The 18,180-nt window shown below is 42.5% G+C and carries 12 protein-coding genes and 1 pseudogene; 9 read left to right on the forward strand and 4 right to left on the reverse strand.

Going from position 1 to position 18,180, the window contains the following annotated elements; translation table 11 throughout:
- Positions 1-26: 26 nt before the first annotated feature.
- Positions 27-599 carry a DNA starvation/stationary phase protection protein Dps gene (gene dps, locus V7K79_RS22725; RefSeq protein ID WP_335050657.1) on the reverse strand — a complete coding sequence of 191 codons (573 nt, stop codon included), beginning with the start codon at positions 597-599 and terminating at the stop codon, positions 27-29.
- A 115-nt stretch (positions 600-714) separates the two neighbouring features.
- Positions 715-1,764, reverse strand: coding sequence for an aldo/keto reductase (locus V7K79_RS22730; protein ID WP_335050659.1), 1,050 nt, complete (start codon positions 1,762-1,764; stop codon positions 715-717).
- A gap of 683 nt (positions 1,765-2,447) precedes the next feature.
- Here V7K79_RS22730 and V7K79_RS22735 point away from each other — a divergent pair.
- Both V7K79_RS22735 and V7K79_RS22740 read left to right on the forward strand, forming a co-directional pair.
- Positions 2,448-2,564, forward strand: a pseudogene (locus tag V7K79_RS22735) (Uma2 family endonuclease); the annotation flags it as partial.
- Between the two features lie 114 nt (positions 2,565-2,678).
- Entirely contained in the window at positions 2,679-3,086 is a 408-nt protein-coding gene (locus tag V7K79_RS22740) for a thiol-disulfide oxidoreductase DCC family protein (protein WP_335050661.1), read from the forward strand.
- A gap of 123 nt (positions 3,087-3,209) precedes the next feature.
- On the opposite strand, the gene V7K79_RS22745 is transcribed toward V7K79_RS22740, so the two are convergent.
- Positions 3,210-3,347, reverse strand: coding sequence for a hypothetical protein (locus V7K79_RS22745; RefSeq protein WP_335050663.1), 138 nt, complete (start codon positions 3,345-3,347; stop codon positions 3,210-3,212).
- Between the two features lie 28 nt (positions 3,348-3,375).
- Here V7K79_RS22745 and treZ point away from each other — a divergent pair, with 28 nt between their 5' ends.
- The 7 genes from treZ to V7K79_RS22780 all read left to right on the forward strand — a co-directional run bounded on the left by treZ (position 3,376) and on the right by V7K79_RS22780 (position 15,269).
- Positions 3,376-5,223 carry a malto-oligosyltrehalose trehalohydrolase gene (gene treZ, locus V7K79_RS22750; protein WP_335050665.1) on the forward strand — a complete coding sequence of 616 codons (1,848 nt, stop codon included), beginning with the start codon at positions 3,376-3,378 and terminating at the stop codon, positions 5,221-5,223.
- A gap of 485 nt (positions 5,224-5,708) precedes the next feature.
- The gene (gene treY, locus V7K79_RS22755) at positions 5,709-8,501 is read left to right on the forward strand and encodes a malto-oligosyltrehalose synthase (protein WP_335050666.1); all 2,793 of its coding nucleotides are present in this window, start codon (positions 5,709-5,711) and stop codon (positions 8,499-8,501) included.
- A gap of 402 nt (positions 8,502-8,903) precedes the next feature.
- Positions 8,904-10,439: a trehalase family glycosidase gene (locus V7K79_RS22760; protein WP_335050668.1), complete on the forward strand. Its 1,536-nt coding sequence runs from the start codon at positions 8,904-8,906 to the stop codon at positions 10,437-10,439.
- 253 nt (positions 10,440-10,692) lie between these two features.
- Positions 10,693-12,102, forward strand: a complete 1,410-nt coding sequence (locus V7K79_RS22765) for a nicotinate phosphoribosyltransferase (RefSeq protein WP_335050669.1) — start codon at positions 10,693-10,695, stop codon at positions 12,100-12,102.
- 43 nt (positions 12,103-12,145) lie between these two features.
- The gene (locus V7K79_RS22770) at positions 12,146-12,745 is read left to right on the forward strand and encodes a nicotinate-nucleotide adenylyltransferase (RefSeq protein WP_335050671.1); all 600 of its coding nucleotides are present in this window, start codon (positions 12,146-12,148) and stop codon (positions 12,743-12,745) included.
- Positions 12,706-13,452, forward strand: a complete 747-nt coding sequence (locus V7K79_RS22775) for an NUDIX hydrolase (protein ID WP_335050673.1) — start codon at positions 12,706-12,708, stop codon at positions 13,450-13,452. Before V7K79_RS22770 ends, V7K79_RS22775 begins: the two co-directional genes overlap by 40 nt.
- Before the next feature lie 98 nt (positions 13,453-13,550).
- Positions 13,551-15,269, forward strand: a complete 1,719-nt coding sequence (locus V7K79_RS22780; protein WP_335050676.1) for an NAD+ synthase — start codon at positions 13,551-13,553, stop codon at positions 15,267-15,269.
- A 314-nt stretch (positions 15,270-15,583) separates the two neighbouring features.
- Here V7K79_RS22780 and V7K79_RS22785 read toward each other — a convergent pair.
- Positions 15,584-18,180 (reverse strand): COR domain-containing protein (locus V7K79_RS22785; RefSeq protein ID WP_335050674.1); only part of this gene is annotated, 2,597 nt, incomplete at its 5' end.

The raw sequence follows: 18,180 nt of genomic DNA on the forward strand, positions 1-18,180 counted from the left end.
GTAAATCAAGTGTCTCTCAAAAGTGCTTAATTTACACTAGCAGGTATCTTTTGAGTTTGAGTAATACCCATTTTGCTATTCTCGGCCTTAATTTCTGCTACTTGCAAATGAGCTTCTAAGAACCAGAGTCGTTTATCAATGGTGCGGGAAATTTCGGTGTAAAGGTCAGCAGTATCGAGGTCGCCTAATTCATCAGTTTTATTGATCGCTTGGCGGAGATGTTTAGCATAAGATGCAAAGCGATCTGCTAAGGCTGTTACATGGTCTTTGCCATCCAAAATATCTAAGGGGTATTCTGGCAGGATGGAATTACTAGCTGCGGCGCGAACTGTTCCGAAAGCATATCCACCTAGAGCTGTGACGCGTTCAGCTATCAAATCGATGAACTCTTCCAATTCTCCAGCAATTTCATCAAATAATAGGTGTAGCTGATAGAAGTCAGTCCCTTTAACATTCCAGTGCGCTTGCTTTGCTTGGGTTTTTAGATCCGAAGTAGCTGCCAAGCTTTGGTTGAGAAGTACTACAATTTGTACTCGCGCTTCGGCGGGAATGTCAATGCGGGTAGGGTACAAACGGGATGAAATGGTGTCGTCGCTCATGCTTTTTACGTTAATGCCTTTTATATCTAACTTTACCGATAGTGCAAAGCTTGGCGAAACTCTCTGACGATAGATTGAATTAATGCCTGAATGTGTTAAGTTTTATAACTATAAATTAGATATGATGGTTTTCTATGGTATTGAATGTACCACCGAAAAGGCGATCGTGAATCATATCACTGTGCAAAAAGTCATGCGGAAAACCTAGTTCAACTTGACTGACTTCATCTAAGCGTTGCAGATGTTCTGGCGAGAGGTTGACATCTAAAGAAGCTAAGTTATCTTGAAACTGCGTTAATTTACGTGCCCCAATGATCGGAATAATTACGCCACTTTGAGCGCGTAACCAAGCTAATGCTACCTGTGAAGGTGTATGGCCAATTTCTACTGCAACTTCACTGACAACTTCAGCGATCGCTAAATTTTTCTCAGAAACTTCTCCCCCCAAGGTTTTGAGTCGCCCTTGTTCATCACCTTCTTGAGAAGACTTGTTATACTTTCCTGTCAGCACTCCACCACCCAAGGGCGACCACGGCGTTACTGCCAAATCCAAAGCTTTTGCCATTGGGATCAAGTCCCGCTCTGGTGTTCGTTGAATCAAACTATACTCAATTTGCAGAGCAACAAACTGCGTCCATCCTTGATAATGAGCGATGGTATTTGCTTGAGAAACAATCCAAGCGGGTGTGTCAGAAATACCAATGTAAAGTACTTTACCTTGACGAATTACATCATCAAGCGATCGCAAAACTTCTTCAATCGGTGTTGTGAAATCCCAAGCGTGCAACCAGAATAAATCAATGTAATCGGTATTCAGGCGTTTTAGGCTACCTTCCAAAGATTGAATTAAATTCTTGCGATGGTTTCCACTGGCGTTTGGGTTGCCCTTCTTATCATTCATCTGCAACGGAAAGGAATATTTTGTCGCAACTACAAAGCGTTCCCGTTCTTTTGCAATCAACTCGCCAACAATTTTTTCACTGCTACCATCGGTATAACCGTTGGCGGTGTCAATGAAATTTCCCCCCGCTTCTACATAGCTATCAAAAATTTTCTGACTTTCGTCAGCAGATGCACCCCAACCCCAATCTTCACCAAAGGTCATGGTTCCTAAGGAGAGTTCAGAGACTCTTAACCCGCTTTTGCCCAAGAGTTTGTATTTCATGAATATTTTTTGATTAATGAAAAAACTAAGCAAATACCATTCCAAAAGCATGATAACTAAAAATCGGGGGTGATGTTTGAGGACAAGCTTTTTAATGTTGTAACGGTCGCTTTGCAATACTACTCGATTAAGGTTAAAAAATAAAAATGTGTAGGTTAAACTTTAGCGTTACCTAACCTACAAAAATAAATTATTAAATATACTGTTGGTTTAATAATATGAAAACATTGAAATTGAATATTTTTATATAACTAGGGTTTGAAGTTTATGAAACTCGGCTTCTGAGTTGTTTGATGTCTGCTAATAGTGCCATGTACATTAAAAAATAGGTTATTTTATAGTTTTATTAATTATCCTGCGATCGCAGATCATGCTGTAGGGGCATAGCAATGCTATATAATAAGGGACTTCCAATTAAAAAAATAATCAATTACTGTGTAAGCAGGGGGGAGAAAGAAGAATTCAGCACTCAGGAGTCAGAAGTCAGAATTTATAAGAAGTTTAGTAGAACTAGGATATTCATTTACAAAATCTGATTCTGATTCTTTAACTATTCAGACGGATGTATTCTAACTCCTGAATTCTTACGAATGTCATTTAAATAAATTGATTAATTTATTCTCTGGAAGCCCCTAAGCCTACGTTAAGTCCAAACAAGACTTATGACTTACACCTCGCCTAAACTTTGTCAGTTAGTCAATGGTGTATATCAGCAACAACAATATTGCTTAAGAGATATTATTTCTTCTGATATTTTACTAAATTTACAACTTAAGCTAGACGACATTATGTATATTTGAACCAGAAACTGGTTCAGTAAAGCAAGAACGATCGCTACAGTTTTCTAAGTTAGAATACCAAAGTTGTGTTTTAAATACATCCGACAATTCAATTGCTAAAGAGGCGTTATTTTGATGAATTACTACGTAATATATGACGGAAATTGTAATCTCTGCGTTACCTTAGTGCGATCGCTAGAAAATTTAGACCAAGGAAAGCTGTTTCGCTACGCTCCCATGCAAGATGAGCAGACACTTTTACGATGGGGAATTACAGCCCAAGACTGCGAACAGGGAATGATTTTAATTGATGGCAATGAACCTCAAAGACGTTGGCAAGGTAGTAATGCTGCTGAAGAAATTGGGCGATTATTGCCAGCAGGAAGTATATTTGTAGACGCTTATCGAGCATTACCGGGGATGAAATGGGCAGGCGATCGCTTTTACGAACAAATCCGTGATAACCGCTACGCAATTTTTGGTAAGCGTTCTAACACGTATGAATCATCTTATTGTGTAGATGGTAGCTGCAAATCAACTTAAGTTAAATAGGCTGTTAGAAACCTAAGCTACACCAAGCTTTACCCACCTCCGTAACTTTCAAAATTCTCTCCTGCCCCCTGCCCCCTGCCTCCTGCCTCCTGCCTCCTGCCCCCTGATTTGTCATTAGAGAAAATTTATTGCGCTAAAAAATCCGCCTCCAGATGCTAGCAAAAAGTCTGGTAGACTAACGATTATACTATCTGGCGTGTTTGTAAACATTGGGCAATCGATGACATTGCGATCGCGACCATAATTGGGCACAACAAAGAATCTGACGGGAGGATACTGCGTGAAAATTGGTGCTAACTACTTGGGGAACGGAGAGTGCGAATTTACAGTTTGGTCTCCGCTATTAGATAGCGTTACGGTAAAAATTTTGACGCCAGAACAGCAGTTAATTCCCCTTAAGCCTCAGTCTGAGGGATACTGGCACACGAAAGTCAACGATGTATATCCAGGTGCGCTTTATCAGTATGTCTTAAATGGTCAAGACACCTTTGCCGATCCGGCGTCGCAGTATCAACCAGAAGGGGTGCATGGGCCGTCACAAATTATCGATCATCATTTTGAGTGGACTGATGAAGGCTGGACGGGTGTTCCTGTAGAGTCGATGATTTTCTATGAAGTTCACGTTGGGACATTCACGCCGGAAGGAACTTTCAGTGCGATGATTCCCCGTTTACCGGAATTGAGAGAACTGGGAATTAACGCTATTGAAATCATGCCCATTTCCCAGGTTCCGGGAGACACTCATATTGAAGCTGCTCTTGCATATCGCAACTGGGGCTATGATGGCGTTTATCCTTTTGCTGTGCAAAATTCTTATGGTAGTCCAGCCGAACTCAAGCAACTGGTAAATGCTTGCCACGAAAATAATATTGCCGTTGTGCTGGATGTGGTATATAACCACTTTGGGCCGGAAGGCAACTATATGAGTCAGTTCGCGCCCTACTTTACTAAAACCTATAAAACGCCGTGGGGCGAAGCGCTGAATTTCGATGACGCCCATAGTGAGGGTGTGCGAAATTATTTTATTGAAAATGCGCTGTATTGGTTGGGTGAGTTTCACTTTGACGCATTGCGGTTGGATGCCGTTCAAGCAATTTATGATTTGGGCGCTAAACATTTTTTATGGGAATTGGCGGAAGCAGTTCATCATTTCTCACAACAAGGGCAAAGATGGAAGCGCCATCTAGTTGCGGAAAGTGATATGAATAATCCGCAATTAATTCGTCCGGCAGAATTGGGTGGATATGGACTTGATGCCCAGTGGAGTGATGATTTTCACCATGCATTGCACGCACTTTTGACAGGCGATCGCCAAGGATATTATCAAGATTTTGGGCAGGTTGCGGATCTAGCGAAAGCTTATGAAGATACTTTTATCTACGATTGGAAGTACGCACCACACCGCAAGCGATTTCATGGCGTATCTTGCCGCGATCGCCCTTTATCACAGTTTTCTGTCTGTATTCAGAATCACGACCAAATCGGCAATCAAATGAAAGGAGAACGCCTTACCCAGCGCATCTCTTTTGAAGGATTAAAGTTAGCTGCTGGCGCTGTGCTGCTGTCGCCTAATTTACCTTTGTTGTTCATGGGAGAAGAATACGGTGAAACTGCACCCTTCATTTACTTTGTCAGTCACTCCGATCCTGATTTAATTCAATTAGTTCGAGCTGGACGCAAACAAGAATTTGAAGCATTTCACTATGCTGACGATCCCCCAGATCCAGAATCGGCAGAAACTTTCCTAAAGTCTAAACTCAACTGGGAATTACGCAATGATGGAAAGCACAAAGTTTTGTGGAATTGGTATCGCCAGTTAATTAATTTACGGAAGACGCATCCAGCCCTTTTAAATCAAGACCGTAATTTCATCCAAGCGACTAGCGATAAAGAGAAGGATTTGGTGATTGTGCGTCGTTGGTGCGAATCGAGTGAAGTCATATTTGTAATGAATTTCAATTCATCGGCGGTGACAGTGGCTCTGCCAATTGGGCATAATGCTCATAAATTGTTAGACTCGGCTGATACCTCATGGTCTGGGCGTGGTTCCCAAGCCCCTGAACATCTGTCTGTAGGACAAGAAGTGAAATTGCAACCTACTAGTTTAGTACTCTATGAAAAAGGATGAGAGAGAGAGTTAGAACTTAAATCACCCTGATAAGGGAACTCCAAATAAAAAAATACTCAACTACTTTTTGTGGGGTGGGCGTCTCGCCCGCGCGTAGCCAAGGGCGGACAAGATGTCCACCCCATCAGTAGTAGTAATTTATTTGTTGGAAGTCCTTAACCTCAAAGTTAAAGCACAAAGGCTTAAGGTTAGAACAAAAAGGCTTAATGTTCAAGCACAAAGGCTTAAGGTTAGAACAAAAAGGCTTAATGTTCAAGCACAAAGGCTTAAGGTTAGAACAAAAAGACTTAACGTTCAAACAAAAAGGCTCAAACTCTCCCACCTCTCAAAACATTTCAGATAAGATCCCCCCGCCTGCGGCGACCCCCTTAAAAAGGGGGTAATCGGAAAAAGCCCTCCAATTATTATCGGGGGGTTGGGGGGATCTTTGAGAGACAAACATCTTAACCGAACCGTATCGCCCCATTTTTCATTAGAACAAACTCATGCGAATTCCTACCGCCACTTATCGAATTCAGTTTACACCTCAATTTGGCTTTGACAACGCTAAAGCGATCGCAGCTTATCTAGCAGATTTGGGCGTTTCTGATTTATATGCCTCTCCCATTTTCAAAGCCCGATCCGGGAGTACACACGGCTACGATATAGTAGATGCCACTCAACTAAATCCAGAACTGGGAACTAATGAATCCTTTGATGCATTAGTTGATGAAGTTCAATCCCTTGGTATGGGGTGGTTACAAGATATTGTGCCCAACCACATGGCCTATAGTAGCGAAAACGATTACTTAATGGACGTATTGGAATACGGTCCAGATTCCAGCTATACCGACTACTTCGACCTTTCTTGGAATGCACCCTTTGGCGATCGCCAAGAGCGAATTCTCGCGCCACTACTGGGAGATTTCTATGGTGTATCCGTGGAAAACGGACACATTCAACTGCAATATGAACAGAACGGTTTAAGTGTAAATTATTACGACTTAAAACTGCCGTTGCGGTTAGAATCTTACACAAAATTTATCACTTATAATTTAGCGAAACTCACCCGTAGACTGGGACGCAATCACCCCGATTTTATTAAGTTATTGGGGATTCTCTACATTCTCAAAAATGTGCCTTCAGAGGTTACGGATAAACAAGGAAAAGACCAGATTGCATTTATTAAAGGATTGGTTTGGGAACTCTACACTACAAACGATGCCATCCGCAAGTTCATTGACGAAAATATCCAAACTTTCAACGGAGAACCGGGTAATTCAGAAAGCTTTAACCTCTTAGATGATTTACTCAATGACCAATTTTACCGTCTCGCCTTCTGGAAGGTTGGCGCAGAGGAAATGAACTACCGCCGTTTCTTTACTGTCAACGAATTGATTTCCGTCAAAGTTGAAGAACTGCGGGTTTTTAATAATACCCACAGCTTTATTAAAAAGCTGGTTGAAGAAGGCAAGTTTACTGGTTTACGGATCGATCATATTGATGGACTTTATAACCCAATCCAGTATATCGAAAGGCTACGGGAAATAACAGGAGATGTTTACATCACAGTCGAGAAGATTTTAGAACTCAACGAAGATTTGCCGGAAAACTGGGAAATTGAAGGAACATCGGGATATGACTTTCTTAACTATGTAAATGGCATATTTTGTCAAGCTGAAAATGAATCATCCTTCGATAAAATTTACCAGAATTTTATTGGTTCAAGAGCAGCTTATTCATCGGTAGTAAAAGATAAAAAGCACCTGATACTAGAAAAGAATTTAGCTGGTGATATTGACAATCTGGCTCTTTTGTTAAAGAACATTTCCAGCAAATATCGCTATGGCAATGATTTTACACTGAATGGTTTGAAAAGAGCGATCGCTGAAGTTTTGACACAGTTCCCGATTTACCGGACTTACATCACTCCTGATGGAATTGGAGATAGCGATCGCGCTACTATTCAAGAAGTAATTAGCCAAGCCAAAGAACAAACGCCCCTGTTGCAGAACGAACTGACCTTTATTGAAAAGTTAATGCTGCTAGAGTTTGATAATTCTTTAACTCAAACAGAACGCGAACAATGGATATATTTTGTCTTGCGAATGCAGCAATACAGCGGGCCGCTAATGGCCAAAGGCGTAGAAGACACCACATTATATGTATACAATCGCTTGCTGTCGTTGAATGAAGTGGGGGGAAATCCCGGTCATTTTGGGATTCCAGTCACCAAATTTCATGCCTTTAACAAACAGCACCAAGCAACCTGGCCTCACACAATGAACACCACAGCCACCCACGACACCAAACGCGGCGAAGATGTCCGGGCCAGATTGAATGTCCTCTCAGAAATCCCCGATGAGTGGGATCAGCAGGTAAATACTTGGAGTGCTATTAATCGAGGACATCGTAGCGATCGTAACGGCTTCGCCATACCCGATCGCAACGATGAGTATTTTCTCTATCAAACCCTGGTAGGGGCGTTTCCTTTTGCGGAGCATGAACATGAATCTTTCGTGGAACGGGTGAAAGATTATATAATAAAGGCAATACGAGAAGCAAAGGTGCATACAGCCTGGTTACGACCTGATAGCGAGTATGAAGAAGCTTGTACTTCCTTTATTGGAAAAGTACTCGATCCTTCCATCTCTGGGGAATTTCTAGAAGCTTTTCGTCCCTTTCAACAGCGAATTGCAGACTATGGGATATTTAATTCTCTTTCCCAAACTCTACTGAAGATTACCGCACCCGGCGTACCCGATTTATACCAGGGAACGGAACTTTGGGAACTGAGTTTAGTCGATCCAGACAATCGCCGTCCCGTAGATTTTGAACAGCGACGTACTTACTTAAGCGCCATCCGCGAACAGGCAAAAACAGACATTTTAGGATTAATTCAGGAGTTACTGAACGACAAAACAGACGGCAGAATCAAACTGTTTTTAACGGCTCAACTACTCCAAGCTAGAGCAAACTATGTCTCATTATTCCAGGACGGCGACTATCTGCCGTTAGAAGTGCAGGGAACCTACGCCAATCATATTATCGCCTTTGCGCGGCGGGAGGGAAATCAAACAGCGATCGCGATCGCGCCACGCTTTTTAACCAGTCTCATCCAGCCAGGAGACAATCCCATCGGCTTGTCAGTTTGGCAAGATACGCATCTGCAATTACCTTCTGGAACTTCCCAAACCTGGAAAAACGTTTTAACTCAGCAACCCCTACAAGCTACAGAAACATTATCTATCGCAGCAGCCCTCGCTGATTTTCCAGTTGCACTGTTAGTCAGTGACTAACAAGCATGGGGCAAAAGAGGTAGAGGGTAAAAGTAGAAAAGGCAGAGGGGAAAACTCTTCTGCCTTACTTTTTTGCTTTTTGATCTAGCCAGTGTCAAGGTGAGATGTATAGCAGGAGGCAGGAGGCAGAGGGCAGGAGGCAGGAGGTAAAACTATTGCTAACTCTAGCATTCACCGTTTCCAAATGTCCTAACCTGTGTGACTACGGCTATACGCAAAAAATCTCTATGATTCTTATTTCTCTGTGTTCTTTGCGTTTTCAGTGGTTCGATTTTCTGTTACTTGTGCGTAAGTCCTGATAAATTGCAGTCTCATCTCATTTCAACTCACCTTGAGTGCGCTATTCTCTGCTGCTAGTCCTTAGTCTCTCCCCAGCCCCCATTTTGAATTTTGAGATGAATTATGACTACTCAAGCTTACACGGACACTCCACCAGCACTTACCACCACGCAGATTGACGCTGTGCGATCGCATATCAAAAAAACGTGGAAAACTTTAACGCGATCGCACGAACACTTATTACAATCTGCAAGGGATACCAAACTAGAGCATAAAAAAGATACTTGTTGGATTGTCTACATTTCTCCCTTAGAAGATTCTCCCAAGATTCAAAGTGTGTTGGAGCAAGCGCTATCTCCCAAGGATATGGAATGCCTGGTAGTTCGCACTTTGCCAAGTGAAGTAGAGGCAATTAGAGATCACGGATTGTTGTACCTACCAGGGCCTTATGTCGTTCCAGGTGGTCGTTTTAATGAAATGTATGGCTGGGACAGCTACTTTATATTACTAGGACTTTTGCGCGATGGAGAATTGGAACTCGCACAAAGCCAAGTTGAACAATTGCTGTACCAAATACAACATTACGGCATTATTCTCAATTCCAACCGGACTTATATGCTGTCGCGATCGCAGCCTCCTGTCCTCAGCATGATGGTTTTGGCGTTATTCCAGTACACCCAAGATAAAGAGTGGTTGAGGGCAACTGTACCCTTGTTAGAACAGTTTTACTATTATTGGGTAGTTCCGCCCCATTTAAATGCTGCAACCGGCTTATCTAGATTCTACGCCTTTGGGGAAGGCCCCGCGCCAGAAGTTTTGTTCTCCGAGCGAGATGAGCAGGGAAAAAGCCACTACGATCGCGTCAAGGAGTACTATAAAACTTTTGAAGTTGAAGATTATGATGTCAGTCTTTATTACAACCAGGAAACTGACCAACTGACCAACCTATTTTACAAAAGCGATCGCACCATGCGCGAGTCTGGTTTTGATATTACCAACCGATTTGGCCCTTTCAGTGCTGATATCCTCCACTACGCTCCTGTGTGCCTCAACAGTTTGCTGTATCAGGTTGAACGAGACATGGCGCAAATTAAGCATATTCTGGGGAACGAACAATTGGAACAAAAATGGAGCGATCGCGCAGATATCCGCCGCGATCGCATCGATCAGTTTCTTTGGGATGAAGAACAGGGACTATATCTGGATTATCACTTCCAGAGTGGAAAACGCCGCCGCTACGAATTTGCTACTACGTTCTATCCTCTCTGGTTGGGAATTGCTTCTCCAACCCAAGCTAAACACGTTGTCAAAAATCTCTCTTTATTTGAAGCCCCAGGTGGAATTTTTACCAGTACTCATGTCACCGGAAACCAGTGGGATGCGCCTTTCGGTTGGGCACCATTAACGTTAATTGCCGTCCAGGGACTTCACCGCTATGGGTATCATACAGAAGGCGATCGCATTGCTAACAAATTTCTCACTATGGTAGTTAAAGAATTCGAGCGTCACAATACCTTAGTTGAGAAATATGATGTCGAACGCTGTTCTGCCAATGTTTCCGACGATATCTGCTTTGGGTATAGTTCTAACGAAGTTGGCTTCGGCTGGACAAATGGAGCGATTCTAGAACTCTTAGCAATCGGTGATAAAAAAGTTTAAATAAAAAGGCGTGAGTTTTTCCTCATGCCTTTATCTGATTTATTACACTTGACTTTCATTAGTTGCTTTGTCATCTCAAGATTATTACTAATTTTTACTATTAAAAAATATTAAATATTCTATGAAGCTAGGATTATTTTCTCTGTAAATCTACTGTTATACAAGAGTTTATGAAATATAGGTGCTGAGAGTTGACATTATTTATGGTAAATATTACCATAATAAAAGAAGCATCTTGTAAGGAAGCTCTTGCATGACAACTTTTATGCCAGATTTGGACTATGTACATAAACAGCAAAGCCAGCAGAACCAGGAACTAAACCTTTCTGCCGATGACTACAGCTTGCTAACCGACCTTTACCAGTTGACGATGGCAGCTTGTTACACAGGCGAGGGTATAGAACAACGACGGGCAAGTTTTGAATTGTCTGTCAGACGATTGCCAGAGGGTTTTGGTTATTTAATTGCAATGGGGCTGACGCAGGCATTGGAATATTTAGCCAAAATCCGCTTTAATTCCGCGCAAATTGCAGCATTACAGGCAACGGAAATTTTTGCTCACGCAGGCGATCGCTTTTGGTCACTTTTAGCTGAGGGAAGGTTTACAGGTGATGTTTGGGCAGTACCAGAAGGGACAGCTGTATTTGCCAATCAACCACTATTGCGAGTAGAAGCACCCCTTTGGCAAGCGCAACTAGTGGAAACTTACCTTTTAAATACGATTAATTACCAGACTTTGATTGCCACAAAAGCAGCACGGTTGCGGGATGTAGCGGGGGAATCAGCAACACTTTTAGAATTTGGCACTAGACGAGCATTTAGTCCCCAAGGGTCTTTGTGGGCAGCGCGGGCGGCGTTGGCGGGTGGATTAGATGCCACTTCTAATGTGTTAGCAGCGCTACAACTAGGACAAAAGCCAAGTGGTACGATGGCACACGCCTTGGTGATGGCATTGTCAGCAACAGAAGGTACTGAAGAACAAGCTTTTAGTGCATTTCATCGATATTTTCCGGGTGCGCCGTTGCTGATTGATACTTACGATACCGTTGCTGCTGCCCAGCGCTTGGCCGAAAAAGTAAATTCCGGGGAAATGCAATTAACAGGAGTGAGATTGGACTCAGGAGATTTAATTACCTTATCAAAACAGGTGCGATCGCTCCTTCCTGGTGTGTCAATTTTTGCCAGTGGCGACTTGGACGAGTGGGAAATTGCCAAATTAAAAGCTGCTGGGGCTGAAATTGATGGTTACGGACTAGGAACACGACTAGTTACAGGTTCGCCTGTAAATGGAGTTTATAAACTTGTAGACATTGATGGCATCCCAGTCATGAAGCAATCGAGTAGTAAAGTTACTTATCCAGGGCGCAAGCAGATTTTTCGCTCGTTTACGGGAGGTAAGGTAAAAGCAGACAGATTGGGACTCTTAGGTGAAATTGCTTTGGATGAAGAACCTTTGTTGCAATTGGTAGTGCAAGAAGGTGAACGGATACAGCCTTTGGAGTCGTTGGCAACAATTCGTCAGCGTACCGCCGCTTCAGTTGCCAGTTTGCCACAACAGACACGGCGTTTGGATCATCCGGTGGCTGTAGAAGTGGAGATTTCTGAGAAGTTAGGGGTGTTGACTGAACAAACAAAAAAACGCACCGCAGAGGCACAGAGATAAAATTACTCTTTCGGTATGTCTTAATTACGAATTACGAATTATTATGAAAATTGCTTTGTTTGGAACTAGTGCCGATCCCCCAACTGCTGGACATCAAGAAATTTTAAGTTGGTTGTCTGAGCGTTATGATTGGGTAGCGGTTTGGGCAGCAGATAATCCATTTAAATCCCATCAAACACCTTTAGAACATCGGGCGGCAATGCTGCAACTGTTGATTGCGAATATAGACGCACCACGGCACAATATTGCTTTGGAACAAGAATTGAGTAGCTTCAGAACACTGGAAACAGTGAAAAAAGCGAAATTTACTTGGGGTGAAGAAGCTGAATTAACGTTGATCGTTGGTTCAGATTTACTCAGTCAGCTACCACGTTGGTATTGCATTGAAGATTTGTTACAGGAAGTGCAACTACTGATTGTCCCGCGACCGGGATATGCAATAGATGAATCTAGTTCAGAGGTAGTGCAAAAGCTGGGAGGGAAGATTGCGATCGCTAGTCTGACCGGTCTAGATGTTTCCTCAACAGCGTACCGCGAACATGGAGATCCCCAAGCTCTCACAGCCCCTGTAGTTGCTTATATTAATCAAGAGCATTTGTACGAATGCCAGGACGTTCCCAAAAAAAGATACCAACTCCGTTAAACCAACAACCTTTGGCCGATTTCAAGGTTGGTGTTGATAATGTAATTTTTTCTGTAGATACTGTACAAAATCGGCTGTTAGTTCTATTAGTAATGCGACAGCAAGAACCATTTTTAAATCATTGGAGTCTTCCCGGTACTTTGGTACGTCGAGGAGAGTCTTTAGAAGATGCCGCCTATCGCATTATGGCAGAGAAAATTAAGGTCAACAATCTCTATTTAGAACAACTGTATACATTTGGCGGGCCGAATCGCGATCCACGGGAAGCAACCGATAGTTATGGTGTGCGTTATTTATCAGTTAGTTACTTTGCCCTAGTGCGATTTGAAGAAGCCGAATTAATTGCCGATTGCATGACTGGCATCGCTTGGTATCCAGTAAAACAAGTGCCACAATTAGCTTTTGACCATAACGAAATCCTGACTTATGGACATCGGCGGTTACGAAATAAGTTAGAGTATAGTCCGGTGGCTTTTGAAGTCTTGCCAGAAATGTTCACCTTGAATGATTTATATCAGTTATACGCCACAGTTTTAGGTGACAATTTTTCCGATTATTCTAATTTTCGGGCGCGTCTACTCAAATTAGGTTTTTTATGCGATACCGGAATTAAGGTATCACGGGGTGCTGGTCGTCCGGCTAGTTTGTATAAGTTTGATGCGGAAGCTTTTGCTCCCTTAAAAGATAAACCTTTAGTGTTTATTTAACCAATCTCTATCTAAAGTCCAAAGTTAAAAGTCTTAAGTTCAGAGCAATTTATGACTCTTGACAAATGACCAATGACCAATGACAAATGGCAAACAAAATGAAAATTGCGATCGCTCAAATTAATCCTACTATCGGTGACTTGCTTTTAAATGCCCAAAAAATCCTGGAAGCGGCACAACAAGCAGCATCTAGTGGTACGCGTTTGTTGTTGACACCAGAACTTTCTTTGTGTGGCTATCCACCAAGAGATTTATTACTAAATCCTAGTTTTGTGGAAGCGATGGGCATCACTTTACAAAACTTGGCTCAGGATTTACCGCCAAATTTAGCTGTGTTGGTAGGAACTGTTGAACCGAATACTAAAGCACATATTACTGGCGGTAAAACATTATTTAACAGCATGGCTTTGTTAGAAGATGGCAAGGTCAAGCAAATTTTTCACAAGCGACTTTTGCCTACTTACGATGTATTTGACGAGCGTCGCTATTTTGAAGAAGGTTTGCAAGCTAATTATTTCACTCTTGATAATATCCATATTGGCGTAACTATTTGCGAAGATTTATGGAACGATGAGGAATTTTGGGGCAAACGTAGTTATACAGTGAATCCGATTGCTGACTTAGCAATTTTGGGTGTAGATTTGACTGTAAATTTGTCTGCTTCGCCCTACACGGCTGGTAAGCAGCAGTTCCGCGAAATCATGCTCAGGCATAGTGCAGTACGTTTTCAACAACCAATGATTTACGTTAATCAGGTTGGGGGAAATGATGACCTAATTTTTGATGGGCGTAGTTTTGCCTTAAATCGTCAAGGTGAAGTTATAAGTCGCGCTCGTGGTTTTGACACTGATTTATTAATAGTAGAATTTGACGAGGTACAACGTGATTTACAGTCGGGTTCTGTAGCACCTGTCTATGAATCGGAAGATGAAGAAATTTGGCAAGCGTTGGTTTTGGGAGTGCGAGATTACGCTCGTAAGTGTCGCTTTTCTAAAGTAGTGTTGGGTTTAAGTGGCGGGATTGACTCGGCAATAGTAGCTGCGATCGCCACGGTTGCACTTGGTAAAGAAAATGTCCTGGGTGTTCTTATGCCTTCCCCTTACAGTTCCGAGCATTCCATCAGTGATGCTGAAGCATTAGCCGAAAATTTGGGGATTAAGACTCATCTTTTACCAATTGGGGAGTTAATGCAAGGCTTTGATCGCACTTTAGATGATTTGTTTGCGGGTACGGAGTTTGGATTGGCTGAAGAGAATATCCAATCTCGGATTCGCGGTAATTTATTAATGGCGATCGCGAATAAATTTGGCTATCTTCTCCTATCTACCGGTAACAAGTCAGAAATGGCAGTTGGTTACTGTACACTCTACGGGGATATGAATGGCGGGTTAGCAGTGATTGCAGATGTACCTAAAACCCGTGTGTATTCACTTTGCCATTGGTTAAATCGCGATCATGAAATCATCCCGCAAAACGTCTTGACTAAAGCACCCAGCGCTGAACTCAAACCAGGCCAAGTCGATCAAGACTCTCTACCGGCTTACGAAATTTTGGACGATATTTTGCAACGCCTGATTCACAATTACCAATCAGCAGCGCAAATTGTTGCAGCCGGTCACGATGCGGTGATTGTAGACAGAGTAATTCAAATGGTAGCGCGGGCTGAATTTAAACGGCGACAAGCACCCCCCGGCTTAAAAATCACCGATCGCGCCTTTGGAACCGGTTGGCGAATGCCAATTGCGAGTAACTGGGTTGGTGTCAAAAATGCTTACCAGACTAAAACCACAGCTACACCTAACCTTAGTTTGTTGTGATGGACAAAATGCTCATCCGCAAATCAAGTAATTGTACCAATTTGAAGAATGATCGCTACAGATGTAGGTTGGTTTGAGGGAAAAAACCCAAGGCCTCAAAACGTTGTATATGTTGGGTTTAACTTCGCTCTATCTAACCCACGCATCTGTCGCATTCTTTTTTTGAATTGCTATAACCACCTTATAGTAGTTGTAAAAAAATAGTACTTATACCAATTCTCTAAAATGAGGCAACACATTCAAACCCCAAAACCCAGATATAATCAGCTTTATTAATTACGAATTACGAATTGAGCTTAATCAATAGGTTCTTTTTACTCATCTAAACGCTGTGCGATCGCATTCAGCAACTCTTCAAAGTCTGATTCGCTGTGAATATCAGGGGTGAGCGTGTTCATATCTTTTAGCAGGTTGGTGAGTTCTGCGATCGTGTGCCGAATCTCGGTGTATTGGTCAATTTCTTCACGAAATCCCTGCAAATTAGCTGCACCAACTTCTCTCATAGCTTCGTCCAATTCTTTAATTTCGTCTTCCCAATGCTTAATATATTTAAGTCTTGCAACAGGTTTATAAATTTGGGCATCGGCTAACACAATCGGGAAAATTCGATTATAAAATTCACCATTTCTAGCAATTTGCACTAGCTCAAACATACAATTGGGGGACTTTAAATACTTGTCACTAATAACTGCGATCGCACATTTACCGCGTCCAATCCGTTCCATGAAGGCTTTAATTAGTCCTTTGTAGCCCAAATCGCGTTTATCACGGATGATTTTGATTCCTTTTGCCTGCAAAGTCTCATCCAGTTGATTGACAAATTGCTCACTTTCTCCACCCCAAGCATAAGAAATGAAAATTTCCTGACTATTGATCGTCAACGATTCATTTCTCTCTTGTTCCAGTTCCCTTTGCAACGGTGTAACTTGAGGGTTAATTTCCCCATCTACTTTAGCGGGTTGGAGCATGACATCATCGATTAACCTGCGGACATCTACCATTTCATAGCTGTTTTCACACTCAATTTGGTAGCGGTTTGTATCTAAACGTTTTTTGAGTGAGTCCAGAGAATAGGAATGAGGTGTGGACAGATTTTTGCAAATCTCGCAGTTACAAGGAACCAAAGTTTGATATTGCAAACGTTCGTAAGAGTTATGGATTTTTTCGAGTTCATGGGTGATGACAGCCATCAATTCTTTTTTGCGGTTTCCGGCTACACGGATTTTAATTTCCCGTTGATTGTAGTTTTCAATGATTTCAGCACGAGTTTGGTCTTTGTTGAGAACAATACCGCTTTTCCAAACGAGTTTTTGCTGTTCAATCCAAGGGTGCGTCTCGACAATAAAACGGGTGAAGATGCCTTTGGGCATGAATGTATAGGTGTAGCGCAGGATAAGGTTATTGCAATCGTCCCAGGTATAATCAGCTTTTTCAATGGAAAGCAATTGAGGCGCAACATAGGTGTCACGATTACCGGGAATTTCGTAGCAAAGCTTGAACTGCATCATTAATTGAAGTAATTCATCTCGCATATCTGCATATTCGCCGCTTTTCCAAATATCTTCGAGGTCGTCCTTGGTAAAACAACCCAACTTTTTCTTAACATTGTCATTGTCCAAAACATTGTAGACGGCAGTAGTTCCCCATTCGGGTTTGAGGATGACGTAGTGTTTAAGTGCAGAATTGTCTTGAAAATGCAGGCAAACGCCGAGGTCATGGAGATAGTTGCTTAAGCGCAGCATATCTTTACGGTCTGTTAATTTATTAAGTCGGCAAAGGGTACGGTATTCTTCAAAGCTGATGTAATTTCGGGAATCGTTCTCTAGCGCTGCTCTGACCCTTACCCAGAGTTTTGGTAGAGGTGTACCAACGTGGTCAAGATTGCTGATGTAAAGCTGAATTGCGTCTTTAATCTCTGTTAAACCTCGATTAGTATCTAAGTTGGTTGCCAGTATTTTTTCTAGGTTGGTGAATTCTCCTCGCATCTGGCGCTCATTGACTTGGCAATCACGGTCTTGTTTTTCGTTTTTGATGATAAAAACTGAACTTTTGTCGCTCAAGAGTTCGACAACCTTAAGCCACCAGTAAAAGTCAGTGTTTTCTTTGCGAGTGTCGGCAACTAAAGCATAGAGAGAACGCTTGCTGAGGAAAAACTGATGGGTTTGATGGTAGATTTCCTGACCGCCAAAATCCCAGATGTTGACGCGAAACTCTTTGCCATTCGGCTGTGTAAAGTGCCACTGGATCACATCAATACCTTGCGTTGATTCCTCATCTGTCTGAAGTTCGTAGGTTTCATCTGCAATTTTCTTGGCTAAAGAGGTTTTACCGGCTCCTCCTTCGCCAACAATCAATAATTTTGCTTCGTAGAAGGGTTCTGTTTCGGTTGGGTCTTGTACCCGGAAATAGAAATCGAGAATTTCATTCACATCGCCTGGATATTGATATAATTCCCTCGGCCCCAAAATCTCTGGTGGAATGGGGACTGGATTTCTACGAAGATCCAGCTTTTTCAGGTTTGACAGTTGCCTGATTTCCGGTGGCAGACTGCTCAGTTGATTGTTGTAGAGGTTGAGGGTTTGCAGGTTGGTGAGTTGGCCAAATTCCGGTGGCAGACTGCTCAGTTGATTACTGCTGAGGTGGAGGGATTGCAGGTTGGTGAGTTGGCCAAATTCCGCTGGCAGACTGCTCAGTTGATTATTGTTGAGGTCGAGGGATTGCAGGTTAGTGAGTTGGCCAAATTCCGCTGGCAGACTGCTCAGTTGATTATTGTTGAGGTCGAGGGATTGCAGGTTGGTGAGTTGGCCAAATTCCGCTGGCAGACTGCTCAGTTGATTACTGCTGAGGTGGAGGGATTGCAGGTTGGTGAGTTGGCCAAATTCCGCTGGCAGACTGCTCAGTTGATTATTGT

Source organism: Nostoc sp. (assembly GCF_036917575.1).
Taxonomy (GTDB): domain Bacteria; phylum Cyanobacteriota; class Cyanobacteriia; order Cyanobacteriales; family Nostocaceae; genus Nostoc.